This window comes from Nocardioides sp. HB32 (genome assembly GCF_054058995.1).
This window is the reverse complement of the sequence record NZ_JBSSBS010000001.1, coordinates 2,108,479-2,120,735: the sequence shown is the minus strand read 5'-3', so window position 1 is coordinate 2,120,735 and position 12,257 is coordinate 2,108,479. Positions and strand designations below refer to the sequence as shown.

Here is a 12,257-nt window from a genome sequence, read left to right as displayed (position 1 = left end):
CGAGGCTAGGTTGCCCCCATGGCAGCCGACTGGTCAGCACTGGCGGATTACCTGCGCGGCAGCGCCGACACCGTCACGATCAGCTGGTCCGAACTGGACACCATCGTTGGCGGCATGCCGCAATCATCGCTTGAGCATCCGGCGTGGTGGGGCGGCGATCGGCCGCATATCCGCGCGTGGAGGTCGGCTGGGTTCACTGTCACCTCGAGGCAACCAGGCGTGTCGGTGACGTTTCGGAGGGCCCGGGCTAATCAGGAGCGCTCAGTGATGCCGGTCGTCGAAGCAACGGGTCTGACCGAAGGCCCAACCCAACAAGCGGCCGCGACATCCCCTCGGGTGGGTCGGTTGCTGCTTATCGCGTGCGGCAAGGCGAAGACGCCCCGGCCAACTGCCGCGAAGGACCTGTACGTCTCTGCGCGGTTCCGCAAGGCGCGCGCCTACGCGGAGCGGTCCGGGGTCCCGTGGTTCATCCTGTCGGCCGAACACGGCCTCGTCGGACCGGATGAATGGCTGGCGCCATATGAGCGATACCTGCCGACCACGCCGCGCGACTACCGCACGGCCTGGGGTGAATGGGTCGCGGCCCGGTTGGATCTGCTGGCGGGGCCGCTGGACGGCCGGATCGTCGAGGTCCACGCCGGTGAGGACTACCTCCAGCCGCTGACCGCTCCGCTGACCCGTCGCGGCGCCCGGGTCGACCAGCCACTCCAGGGGCTGACCGCCGTCCGCTGGCAAGGCTGGTACGACGCTCACCCAGGGCATCACGCAGCGGTCCACCAAGACGCCCAACCAGACGCGGGTGCGGCCCGGCCAGCGATACGGAAGGCCACCATGCAGAGCAACCGGTTAGTTGCCTTCGGCGGCGATCCCCGTGACTGGATCACGCGGCTGGGCGACGAGGCGAACGCGGTCCACCCCGCCGACCTGCCCGCGCTGGAGCGGGAGGTGATGGACAGGCCCGGCCTGTACAGCTGGTTCGTCGATCAGGCCGGGGCCGAGGACCTGGGCGTCGGTCTGGGAGTGGACGTCTCGCCGGGTCTGATCTACGTCGGCCAGACCGGTGCCACCAAGTGGCCGTCGGGCAAGCCCAGCAACGGCACGCTGATCAACCGGATCAGACGCCAGCACCTGGGCGGACGGCGCAGCAGTTCGACCCTGCGCCGAACCCTGGGCGCGATCCTGGACGCGGCGACCGACCACGCGGTGTCCAGGGATGACCTGACCGCGTGGATGTTCGCGCACCTGCGGGTGGTCCCGGCCGTCACGTCCGACGCTGCGTCGCTGGGCGACCTGGAACGCCAAGTCGTCCAGGCGCTGGAACCACCCCTGAACCTGGACCACGTCGGTCCTACCCCGGCACGTGTCCGCCTGAAGCAGCTTCGGGCTGGCGCCGACGACACCATCCCCTGACGTTTGACGGTCGCCTCGGGGTCGACGCCACCAGGAGGTTCGCTGCCGCGACGGGCGTCCTGCTGCGAATGCCCGACGCTTGGTAGTCAGATTGGTAGTCAAAGCCGCTGCAACATGCAGAAAGCCGTTCCCGGCTTGCACCAGGAACGGCTTCTGACCTGCGGTTCTACTTTGTAGCGGGGGCAGGATTTGAACCTGCGACCTCTGGGTTATGAGCCCAGCGAGCTACCGAGCTGCTCCACCCCGCGTCGGTGATCACAACCTTAGGGGATGGCGTCCGCCAACCCAAATCGGAATGGCGTGGCTCCGGTCACCCGCCGGACGACGAGGCCGAGGGCGACTCCGACGGGGACGCCGAGGGCGAGGTGGACGGGGACCCCGACGAGGATTTGCCGCCCTGGCTGTCCGGGAGCTGGCTGGACAGGTCGAAGGCCCGGTTCACCAGGTCCTTGCCGAGCTTCATCTCGCGGGCCCAGGTGACGGTGTCGCCGCTCTTCAGCGCCTCGTCCGCATTCACGAAGTGCGCCTGCGCCTGGTCGATGAGGCTGCGGATCTGGCTCACCAGCGAGCCGGTCGGCTTGCCGCCGCCCGGGTTGCCTCCGCCACCGGACGGGCTCGTCGGCAGGGTGCGGTCGAGGGCGTCGGCGAGCGCGGCGGGCAGCGACGTGCCGATGCCGACCTCGTCGTTGTACGACACCAGGACGTAGGCGAGGCTCGGGTAGCTCACCGACGAGCCGGCGCGCACGGCGTACACCGGCTCGACGTACACGAAACCGCCGTTGACCGGCAGCGTGAGGAGGTTGCCGTTGATGACCTGGCCGCCACTGCGGTTGAACTGCGCGAGCCGGTCCGCCACCTCGGTGTCGGAGTTGAAGTCGTTGGCCACCTGCCCGGGACCCTTGGCGTTCTGGTCCTTCAGCTGGAGCACCTCGATCTTGCCGTAGTCCGCCGACGCGGCGTCGGAGTTGACCGAGACGAACCCCGCCAGGTTGTTCTTGTTGTAGGGGACGAACGTCGAGGTCAGCGAGTAGACGTCCTGACCGGAGGAGTCGTCGAAGAGGCGGTACGGCGGCTGCAGCCGACTCGGTGAGTTCGGGTCGCTCGGGACCTGCCAGCGGTTGTTGCCGCTGTAGAACTGGATCGGGTCCTGCACGTGGTAGCGCGCGAACTGGTAGCGCTGCACCTTGAACATGTCCTCGGGGTAGCGCAGGTGGTCACGCACCTCGTCGGGGATCTCGGAGTTCGGCTTCACGGTGCCCGGGAAGACCTTCTCCCAGGTCTGCAGGATCGGGTCGTCCTCGTTCCAGGCGTACAGCGTGACCGTGCCGTCGTACGCGTCGACCGTGGCCTTGACCGAGTTGCGCATGTAGTTGATCTCGTCGGTCGGGACCGTGCGCAGGGTGTCGTTCGTCTGGAGCGAGTCGGTGGTCATCGTGTCGAACGACTCGCGCTCGGCGTTGGGGTAGCGGTCCGTCGTCGTGTAGCCGTCGAGCACCCACAGGATGTGGCCGTTGGCGACGATGGGGTACGGGTCGCTGTCGACCGTGAGCCACGGCGCGAACTTCTCGACCCGCTCGCTCGGGTCGCGGTTGTAGAGCACCTCGCTGTCGCCGGTGACCCGGCCGGAGAGCAGGAAGTTGGTGTCGCCGAACTTCACCGCGTACATCAGCTGGCGGAACGAGCTGCCGATCGGCACCCCGCCGCTGCCGTCGTACGTCGTGGTCGTGAGCTGGCCGGAGTCGTCCGCGCCGCCGGTGGCCAGGTCCTGCTCCACGTCCTTGGCGCCGGGGGCCTTGCCGACGATCGAGTAGTCGGGACTCTGCTCGCCGAAGTAGACGCGCGACTCGAAGCCACCGGTCGCCTGCGACAGCGCATCCTGGCCCGGAGCCGTGCCCTCGGCCCACTGCGTCTTGTCGTCCGAGCTGTCGACCGGCAGGTCGTCGTTCGTGGTGCGCTGGTTGCCGTACGCCGCGATGATCCCGGAGCCGTGGGTGTAGACGGTGTGCAGGTTGGACCAGTTGCGGTCCCCGTCCGGGATGCCGGACTGGTTCAGCTCCCGGACGCCGAGCACGAGGGCGCGGTCCGCTCCCGCGATGTCGTAGCGGTCGACGTCAAGCACGTCCGCGACCGAGTAGAAGGCGCGCGCCTGCTGCACCTGCTCGAAGGTCGGGCTCACCAGCTTCGGGTCGACGAGCGGCACCGACTCGGTCTCGCGGTCGAGTACCGACTGGTCGGGGTTGTCCACGGTGGCGTCGATGATGTCCTTGACCTCGATGCCGTCGAGGTCGTACGCCGACCGCGTGGCGTCGATGTTCGCCTTGATGTACGGCTGCTCCTTGTCCGCCTCGGACGGCTTCACCTGGAACTGCTGCACGATGCCCGGCCAGATCAGGCCGAGCAGGATCGCCGACACCGCGAGCAGCGCCAGGCCGACCGACGGCAGCAGCCAGGTGCGCCGCCAGACATTGACGAAGAACAGCACCGCGCAGATGACCGAGATGCCCAGCAGGATGTTCTTCGCCGGCAGCACGGCGTGGTCGTCGGTGTAGTTCATGCCCGTGATCAGCGTGCCGCCCTGGTTGACCAGGTCGTAGCGGTCCAACCAGTAGTCCGCGGCCTTCACGAGCACGAACAGTCCGAGCAGCAGCGACAGCTGCACCTGCGCGGCGCCGGAGAACCGGTCCCGCGGGGTCTGCAGCCGGATGCCGCCGTACAGGTAGTGCACCACCGCCGACGCGATGATCGAGATCACCAGCGTGGCCATCGCGAAGTCGACCAGGTAGTGCAGCCACGGCAGGTCGAAGACGTAGAAGCCGATGTCCTTGTGGAACCAGGTGTCCTGCTGGTGGAACGGCACGCCGTTGCGCCACAGGAGGTAGTTGCGCCACTCCCCGATCGCGGAGCTGCCGGCGAACGCGCCGAGCACCACGGCGACGCCGACCAGCAGCCAGGTGCGGATCGGGGTCACCGCGTCGCGGTAGCGGTCCAGGCCGTTCTGCTCGCTCGAGCTCGGCCGGAAGAACGGGCGGAACCGGTAGGCGAGGTAGATGTTCAGGCCGACAACACCGGCCATCAGCAGGCCGAAGACCAGGAACAGCACGGTCTTGGTCCAGAACAGCGTGGTGAAGACCTCGGAGTAGCCGGCGTCCTGGTACCAGAGCCGGTCGGTGTAGAGGTTGGCGAACGTGCTGAGGCCGAGGAAGCCGAGCACCAGCACCACCGCGGTGATGATCAAAGCGCGTGAGCGCCGTGACCCGGTCCGCGCCGGCGGCCGGTTGTCCCCCGCACCCTCGTCGAACAGCTCGCTCATCCCTGGTTCTCCTCCTCCAGCGTGGCGACGAGGAGCTGCAGCAGCCCGGGCACCAGGTCGGCGCCTCCGACCACGGACTGGTCGTCGTCGTGGGCGCGCAGTCGCAGCGCGCAGTACGTCGCTCCGGCGCGGGTCGCGCCCGCCACGATCCGCACCTCCTGCCGGTCCGGGTGCTCGCGGGCGAACTCCTCCGCGGAGGCCGGGTCGTCGGGGATGAGCGGGTCGGCGTCCGGGGGCAGCACGAGCCGCTCCACCACCGCCGCACACCCGGTGACCTCCGGTGGCCAGGCGATCGACTCGAGCGCGACCTCGAGCGGCTGGTCGGGCACCAGCAGCTCCTGCTCGACGGGCGTGAACGAACCCTCGGCCGAGGCCGAGTCCAGGCCCATCGCGGCGGCCAGGGCCGGCTCCCGCTCGACCAGCTGGGCGGTGTCGACGAGCGCGTAGAGCCGGGCGGGCCGGTCCCAGCCCTCTCCGGCGGCGTGGTGCTCGATCTCGAGCACCACCGCGGCCAGGGCCGGGTCGACGTCGAGATCGGCGTCGAAGTCGGTCACGAGCTCCCCTCCTCGCAGCTGGGCAGGTCGGCGTTCGGGTCCTTGACCCACGCGTCGATCGCCAGGCGCGCGTCGTGCATGGTGTCCGCCTTCACCAGGCGCATGTCGCCGTTCGGCGCGCCGAGCGCATCCTCGCAGTTGTCGGGGGGCACGAGGAACAGCTGCGCCCCGGCGTCACGGGCGCCCACGATCTTCTGCTGGATGCCGCCGATCGGGCCGACCGTGCCGGTGGCGTCCATGGTGCCGGTGCCGGCGACGGTCTCGCCGCCGGTCAGCGAGCCGGGCGTCAGGGTGTCGTAGATGCCCAGGGAGAACATCAGCCCCGCGCTCGGGCCGCCGATGCCCGGGTTGATGTTGATGGTCACGTCGACCGGAAGGTCCGGCTTGGCCTCCGTGCCGACCTGGATGCCGACCTGCGGCTTGCCGTCGACGGTGTCCGGCGTGACCTGCACGGTCGTGCGCTCGTCGTCACGGCGTACGACGAAGTCGACCGGCGCGCCGGCGGGTGCAGCCGTCACCGCATCCACGACGTCGTCGGAGGACGAGACGTCGGTGCCGTCGACGGCGAGGATGACGTCGCCGGACTCGAGGTTCCCGTCGGCCGGCGCACCCTTCGTCACGCCCGCGACGACCGGCTCGGTGACGTCGTAGCCGAGCTCCTCCAGGGCGACCGCGGTCGCGGCGTCCTGCGAGGACGTCATCTGGGCGGCACCCTCCTGGCGGTTCTGCTCGACGGTCTCGTCCTGGCGGTACACCGCGTCGTAGGGGTAGACGGCGTCCTCGTCGCTGATCCAGTCGTGCATCAGCTCGAACAGGTTGTTCCGGCCGTTGGGCTTGGGCTGCGAGACGTAGACCGTGGTCATCCGCAGCTGCCCGTCGTCGGGATAGGACTTGCGTCCCTCGACCTGGATGATCTGCTTGCCGTCGTCGTTCTTGCCGAGCACGTTGACGGTCAGCCCGGGCTCGTAGGTGACGTAGGGCAGGGGTACCAGGGCGGCGGTCACCCACAGGGCGATCAGCAGCGGCACGGCCAGGATGCCGGCGAGGGTGCGCTGCGTCATGCGGCCAAGACTGTCAGATCAGCCCTAGGACACGCGTCGTGAGGGCCGCACCGCGATGCCGGTGGACCGGTCGGGGGCGGGTTGCTCGACGGCGTACCCCGGCGTGGGGCGGTGACGTCGCCGCGGCTCGCCCTCCAGCGCGGTGGCGAGCCGGCGGACGGCGACCTCGCGGTCCACCTCACCGCGACCCTCGCGGCCGAGCCAGGCGACCCACAGCATCGCCACGATCGTGACCACGACCGACGGCACCAGCCAGAGCAGGATCTCCACACCGTGAGGGTAGGTGGGTGGGGTGGCTGCGGGCGGGAGGCTCGCGCGCGCCTGTCGGGATCCCCGGCTCACCGGGGATCCCGGCACTTACCGGGCAGTGCAACGCCCCAAAAGCGACAGGAGTGCCTGTGGAGCAGGACCGCCACGGGCCGCGCCGGGGGCTACGGCGTGCCTACCCACTCGTCCGAGCCGTCGGCGAAGCGCTGGTGCTTCCAGATCGGCACCTCGGCCTTGATGGTGTCGATCAGCGCACGGGACGCGGCGAACGCGTCGCCCCGGTGGGGGGCGGTGGTCGCGACGACGACCGCGATGTCGCCGATCGCGAGCGTGCCGACCCGGTGGACGGCGGCGACGCCCTGCACCTCGTGCTCCTCCGCGACCCGCTCGCAGACCGCGCGCATCGTCTCCAGGGCGCTGGGGTGGGCGGAGTAGTCGAGCCCGTCGACGCCCTTGCCACCGTCGTGGTCACGCACCCGGCCGACGAAAAGCGTGAGGCCGCCGGAGGCGTCGTCGTCGAGCGCGGCGACCACCTCGGCGACGTCAAGCGGGGTCTCGCGCAGGTCCACGAGTCGTACGGCGGAGCTCACGGGATGACCCTAGGCCAGGCGCGTACGGTTGAGCCATGAACGACAGTCCGGACGAGACGCCCGACGACGGCCAGAACCCCTTCAAGGGCACGCCGTTCGAGCAGATCTTCGGCGCCATGGGTGGCGCCGTGGGCGGTGGACTGGGTGGCGCGGCGGGCGGGATGCCCGACCTCAACCAGCTGTTCAGCCAGATCCAGTTCCTCATGCAGCCGTACGACGGCCCGCTCAACTGGGACTTCGCCCTGGACATGGCGCGCAAGGCCGCCGCCCAGGAGCCGGACCCGACGCCCAGCCAGAAGCAGAAGGACGCGGTGGCGGACGCCGTCCGCCTCGCCGACCACTGGCTCGACGACACCACGGCGTTCCCCTCGGGCGTCAGCTCGACTGCTGCCTGGAGCCGCGCCGAGTGGATCGTCGGCACCACCGACGTCTGGAAGGTGCTCGTCGAGCCGATCGCGGAGTCCTCGGTGAACGCGCTCTCGGGCGCCCTGCCCGCGGAGGCCCAGGCGATGTCCGGGCCGCTGCTCGGCATCCTGGGCAAGGCGATCGGCGGCATGCTCGCCCAGCAGGTCGGCTCTGGCCTCGGCGCGCTCGCCGCCGAGGTGCTCAGCGTCTCCGACATCGGGCTGCCGCTCGCGGCGGCCGGGAAGGCTGCGATCCTGCCCGTCAACGTCGCGGCGTTCGCTGCCGGGCTGGACGTGACCGAGGACGACGTCCTCCTCTACCTCGCCCTGCGCGAGGCCGCGCACCAGCGGCTGTTCGCGCACGTGCCGTGGCTGCGCGACCACCTGATCGGCGCGGTCGCCGACTACGCCCGTGGCATCGAGATCAACGCCGAGGGCATCCAGTCGCGCATCGAGGAGCAGATGCGCGGGATCGACCCGTCGAACCCGGACTCGATGCAGGAGCTGCTCGAGGGCGGCCTGTTCGACATGCCGCGCTCCCCCGCCCAGGACGCCGCGCTCCAGCGGCTCGAGGTCACCCTCGCGCTGGTGGAGGGCTGGGTCGACGAGGTCGTCGGCCAGGCGACCGCGGAGCGGATGCCCTCCGCCGGGAAGCTGCAGGAGGCGTTCCGGCGCCGCCGCGCGGCCGGCGGCCCGGCCGAGCAGACGTTCGCGACGCTGGTCGGCCTCGAGCTGCGCCCGCGCCGGCTGCGGGACGCCTCCACGCTGTGGGGCTCGCTGCGGACCCGGCAAGGCACCGAGGCCCGCGACGGCGTCTGGATGCATCCCGACCTGCTGCCGACCGCGGCGGACCTCGACGACCCGCTCGGATTCCGCGAGGACGCGACCGCGCCGCCCGAGCTCAGCGACGCGGACTTCGACACGGAGCTGCAGAAGCTGCTGGACCCCGGCCAGCCCGACGAGTGACGCTCCACGCCGATGCGCTGGCCCTCCTCGAGGGCTGGCGCGCTCCGAACGACGGCCAGGAAGCACTGCGCCGGCGGTACGTCGATCACCTCCGCTCGCACCCGGACGGGCTGTCCCGCGGCTGCCGACCCGACCACGTCACGGCCAGCACCCTGGTCCTGAACGAGGCCGGCGACGCCGTGCTGCTGACGCTGCACGCCAAGGCCGGGCAGTGGTTCCAGCTCGGCGGTCACTGCGAGCCGGCTGACGAGACGCTCGCCGGCGCCGCGCTGCGCGAGGCGGCCGAGGAGTCCGGGCTCGCCGGGCTCGCGCTCGACCCGGAGCCGGTGCAGCTGAGCGAGCACGCCGTACCGTTCTGCAGCCCGGAAGCGCCCGGATGTCCCGTCCACCACCTCGACGTGCGCTTCCTCGCGGTGGCGCCGGACGGTGCCGGGCACGCGGTCAGCGAGGAGTCGCTGGACGTGCGCTGGTGGCCGGCGGACGCGCTGCCGGATCCCGAGGGGGACCTGGTCGAGCTGGTCGCGCTCAGTCGAGCTCGTCGCCGGGCGGCAGGTCGAGGTGTGCCGCCGTCGACCAGCCGATGAGGTACCCCTTCGCGCGCTCGGCCTGCGGGTAGCGGTCCACCCACGCCCAGAACTTCGCGTCGTGGCCCGACTCGAGCAGGTGCGCGAGCTCGTGCACCAGCACGTAGTCGACGACCCACTGCGGCATCCCCTGCAGGCGCGCGGAGAGCCGGATCGTGCGGTCGCCCGGAGTGCACGAGCCCCACCGGGACTGCTGGTTGTCGACCCAGCGGACCGACTCGGGGGTCGCCAGGCCGCCGAGGTACTTGTTGCTGAGCTCGCGGGCCCGCCGGAGCAGGTCCCCGTCGCTCGGCTTGCGCCGGCGCTCGGAGCGCTCCAGCCGGGCCAGCATCTTCTCGACCCACTCCGCCTCCTCCTTGCGGGAGAGCGAGGCGGGGATCATCACGACCACGCGGTCGCCGTCGCGGTAGGCGGAGACGGTACGCCGGCGGCGCTTGGACCGCCGCACCTCCACCTCCGGCCGCGACATGAGCCGAACCTACCCGTTCGCCCAGGTCAGCAGCCGGTCCCGCGGCCAGGTGTTGACGATGCGATCCGGGTGGATCCCGGCCGCCTCGGCGCGCTCGCAGCCGTACACCTGGAAGTCCAGCTGGCCGGGCGCGTGCGCGTCGCTGTCGATCGAGAACAGGCAGCCGGTGTCGCGGGCCAGCTCCAACAGCTTCGTGGGGGGGTCCCGGCGCTCGGGGCGGCTGTTGATCTCGACCGCGACGTCGTGCTCGGCACAGGCCTCGAACACCGCCTTCGCGTCGAACTGCGACCCGGGCCGGGTCCCCCGGCCGCCGGTGACCAGCCGGCCGGTGCAGTGACCGAGGACGTTGGTGCGGGGGTTCCGGATCGCGCCGATCATCCGCCTGGTCATGTCCTTCGCGTCCATCTTGAGCTTCGAGTGGACGCTCGCGACCCGCACGTCGAGCCGCGCGAGCAGGTCGTCCTCCTGGTCCAGGGAGCCGTCGTCGAGGATGTCGACCTCGATGCCCGTGAGCAGCGTGAAGCCGTCGCCTCCCCGGGCGGCGAGGTGCTCGTTGACGGCCGCGACGACGCCGAGCTGGCGCCGCAGCCGCTCGGGGCTCAGCCCGTGGGCGATCGTGAGCCGCGGCGAGTGGTCGGTGAGCACGAGGTACTCGTGGCCCAGCTCGAGCGCGGTGAACGCCATCTCCTCGATGGGCGAGCCGCCGTCGGACCAGTCCGAGTGGGAGTGCAGGTCACCGCGCAGCTCGGCCCGCAGCCCGTCGCCGCCCTCGGTGAGCGGAGCGCCGTGCTCACGCTCGAGAGCGGCAAGCCGCTCCGGCATCTCTCCGCGCACGGCCGCGGCGATCACCTTCGCGGTGCTGGCGCCGACGCCGGGCAGGTCGGTGATGCTGCCGTCCTCGACCGCCGCGGCCACCTGGTCCGGCGGCAGCGGGAGGATCGTCGCGGCAGCGTTCCGGTACGCCTTGACCTTGTAGGTCTCCTCCCGCCCGCGCTCGAGCAGGAACGCGATCCGGCGCAGGGCGGCCACCGGACCGCCGTCGTACGGCTCCGACACGCCGACCTCCTCGCGATTTCGCGGTCTCGTCACCCGTTTTTCTTTCGTCCACACCCGGTGGAGGGCCATTTGTCGCTGGTCAGCCGCCGGTACGCCGCACCGGACTCCGCGTCGTCCACAACGGCATCCCGGGCTCGTCCACCGGCCCGGGCCACTCGTCCACAGCTTTATCCACAGCTCTGTCCACAGGCGGGGACGGTCCCGCGTTGACCCCCGTCGGCGGCGGCTCCTAGCGTGTGCGGCAGATGGGGCCCTCGGCCCACCAACGGACGCTCGCAAGGGGAAGGCAAGCGTCCACGCGGTGGCCGGGGGCCCTCTCACGTCCCCGGTCACCTGCCCGGACCTCAGACGCCCCGGAAGGTCGGGGGCCGCTTCTCCTGCGCGGCGCGGATCCCCTCCTGGAGGTCCGCCGTCGCCAGCGTGATCGGCTGGGCCATCGCCTCCCACTGCAGGCAGCTCTCGAGGTCGGCGTGCCCGCCGTCGCGGAGCGCCAGCGTCGTCAGCTTGCTCGGGATCGGGGCGGTCGCCGCGATCCCGGCCGCCGTCCCGAGCACGTCGTCGAGGAACGACGCCGGGTCGAGGACCCGCGAGACCAGGCCGAGGCGGCGCGCCTCGTCCGCGTCGACGACCCGGCCGGTGAGCAGCAGGTCCCGCGCGTGCGCCGCGCCCACGACGTTCGGGAGCAGGAAGGTCGCGGCCATGCCGGGGTGCATGCCGAGCTTGACGAATGGCGCGCCGAGGCGAGCCCCGGTGGCGGCGTACCGGAGGTCGCAGGCCAGCGCCAGGCAGAGGCCGGCGCCGATCGCCGGCCCGTTGACGGCCGCGATGGTCGGGACCTCCAGCTTCCGGATCGACAGCCAGGCCCGGTAGAACGCGATCATCCGGGTGCGCAGCTGGTCCACGGTCGCGTCCGGTTCGCTGGCGATCCACGACGTGTTGCCCCCGGAGCAGAACGCCGAGCCCTCGCCGGTCACCACGACGACGCGCACGGACCGGTCCGCGGCCAGCTCGTCGACCGCCGCCACCCAGGACGCGGTCATCTGGTCGGACATCGCGTTGCGCTGGTCGGGGTTGTCGAGGGTGAGGACGGCGACGCCGTCGGAGGGGCGCTCGAGGCGCAGGTGCGAGTGCTCGGACATGGGCTCAAGGTACTGATCGGCGGCGCGACACGCCGTGACCGGTTTCACCGCTCACGGTGTGCCTGCGCGGGTTGTGTGCACCCGTGTCGTAGGGTCGAGGCGGTCCGGCGGCACATGCGTCGGACTCCGGCGGGTCTTCCCTTCGTTACCCCGTCGCGACGACCGAGAGATGAACTAGGCAAGGAGGCCGTCATGGCGGAGACCTGGAGCGGCGAGTTCTACTGCGTGAAGTGCAAGGAGAAGCGCGAGGCCGAGGGCGAGGTCAAGGTCAACGACAAGGGCACCCGGATGGCGAAGGCCGTCTGCCCTGTCTGTGGCACGAACCTCAACCGGATCCTCGGCAAGGCCTGACCTCAGCGCAGCGCCCCACGAGTTGATACGGCACCCGCCCGGTCCGCGTGACCGGGCGGGTGTCGTCTTGTCCGGGCTGTCGAGCCGGGCTCGTAG

Annotated in this window: 12 protein-coding genes and 1 tRNA gene; 4 read left to right on the top strand and 9 right to left on the bottom strand. The window is 70.9% G+C overall.

Translation table 11 applies throughout. The features are described from left to right. Positions 1-18: 18 nt before the first annotated feature. Positions 19-1,410, top strand: coding sequence for a DUF6884 domain-containing protein (locus tag ACVW2K_RS10780; RefSeq protein ID WP_457202505.1), 1,392 nt, complete (start codon positions 19-21; stop codon positions 1,408-1,410). Positions 1,411-1,584: 174 nt separating this feature from the next. Here ACVW2K_RS10780 and ACVW2K_RS10775 read toward each other — a convergent pair. The 6 genes from ACVW2K_RS10775 to ACVW2K_RS10750 form a co-directional block, all read right to left on the bottom strand. After that, a tRNA-Met gene (locus ACVW2K_RS10775) sits at positions 1,585-1,658 on the bottom strand. 62 nt (positions 1,659-1,720) lie between these two features. Beyond that, a complete protein-coding gene (locus ACVW2K_RS10770; protein ID WP_457202504.1) occupies positions 1,721-4,720 on the bottom strand; it encodes a UPF0182 family membrane protein in 3,000 nt (999 codons plus the stop codon). Further along, entirely contained in the window at positions 4,717-5,274 is a 558-nt protein-coding gene (locus ACVW2K_RS10765; protein ID WP_028637086.1) for a PPA1309 family protein, read from the bottom strand. The genes ACVW2K_RS10770 and ACVW2K_RS10765 overlap by 4 nt, the downstream gene beginning before the upstream one ends. Continuing rightward, on the bottom strand, positions 5,271-6,335 hold the full coding sequence (locus ACVW2K_RS10760) for a YlbL family protein (RefSeq protein ID WP_457202503.1): 1,065 nt from the start codon (positions 6,333-6,335) through the stop codon (positions 5,271-5,273). Before ACVW2K_RS10760 ends, ACVW2K_RS10765 begins: the two co-directional genes overlap by 4 nt. 24 nt (positions 6,336-6,359) lie before the next feature. After that, on the bottom strand, positions 6,360-6,605 hold the full coding sequence (locus tag ACVW2K_RS10755) for a hypothetical protein (RefSeq protein WP_457202502.1): 246 nt from the start codon (positions 6,603-6,605) through the stop codon (positions 6,360-6,362). A 161-nt stretch (positions 6,606-6,766) separates the two neighbouring features. Next, positions 6,767-7,192, bottom strand: a complete 426-nt coding sequence (locus ACVW2K_RS10750) for a molybdenum cofactor biosynthesis protein MoaE (RefSeq protein ID WP_457202501.1) — start codon at positions 7,190-7,192, stop codon at positions 6,767-6,769. Between the two features lie 35 nt (positions 7,193-7,227). On the opposite strand from ACVW2K_RS10750, the gene ACVW2K_RS10745 reads away from it, so the two are divergent. Together ACVW2K_RS10745 and ACVW2K_RS10740 are read left to right on the top strand one after the other, a co-directional pair. After that, positions 7,228-8,562: a zinc-dependent metalloprotease gene (locus ACVW2K_RS10745; RefSeq protein WP_457202500.1), complete on the top strand. Its 1,335-nt coding sequence runs from the start codon at positions 7,228-7,230 to the stop codon at positions 8,560-8,562. Then, a complete protein-coding gene (locus tag ACVW2K_RS10740) occupies positions 8,559-9,146 on the top strand; it encodes an NUDIX hydrolase (RefSeq protein WP_457202499.1) in 588 nt (195 codons plus the stop codon). Before ACVW2K_RS10745 ends, ACVW2K_RS10740 begins: the two co-directional genes overlap by 4 nt. Here ACVW2K_RS10740 and ACVW2K_RS10735 read toward each other — a convergent pair. From ACVW2K_RS10735 to ACVW2K_RS10725, 3 genes are all read right to left on the bottom strand, one after another. Further along, positions 9,088-9,615 (bottom strand): M48 metallopeptidase family protein, encoded by a 528-nt coding sequence (locus tag ACVW2K_RS10735; protein WP_036569988.1) that lies wholly within the window; start codon positions 9,613-9,615, stop codon positions 9,088-9,090. The genes ACVW2K_RS10740 and ACVW2K_RS10735 overlap by 59 nt on opposite strands. 9 nt (positions 9,616-9,624) lie before the next feature. Continuing rightward, entirely contained in the window at positions 9,625-10,671 is a 1,047-nt protein-coding gene (locus tag ACVW2K_RS10730; protein ID WP_457202498.1) for a PHP domain-containing protein, read from the bottom strand. A 344-nt stretch (positions 10,672-11,015) separates the two neighbouring features. After that, the gene (locus tag ACVW2K_RS10725) at positions 11,016-11,810 is read right to left on the bottom strand and encodes an enoyl-CoA hydratase/isomerase family protein (protein ID WP_457202497.1); all 795 of its coding nucleotides are present in this window, start codon (positions 11,808-11,810) and stop codon (positions 11,016-11,018) included. A gap of 192 nt (positions 11,811-12,002) precedes the next feature. Here ACVW2K_RS10725 and ACVW2K_RS10720 point away from each other — a divergent pair, with 192 nt between their 5' ends. Beyond that, positions 12,003-12,161 (top strand): DUF5679 domain-containing protein, encoded by a 159-nt coding sequence (locus ACVW2K_RS10720; protein ID WP_011754982.1) that lies wholly within the window; start codon positions 12,003-12,005, stop codon positions 12,159-12,161. Positions 12,162-12,257 lie beyond the last annotated feature (96 nt).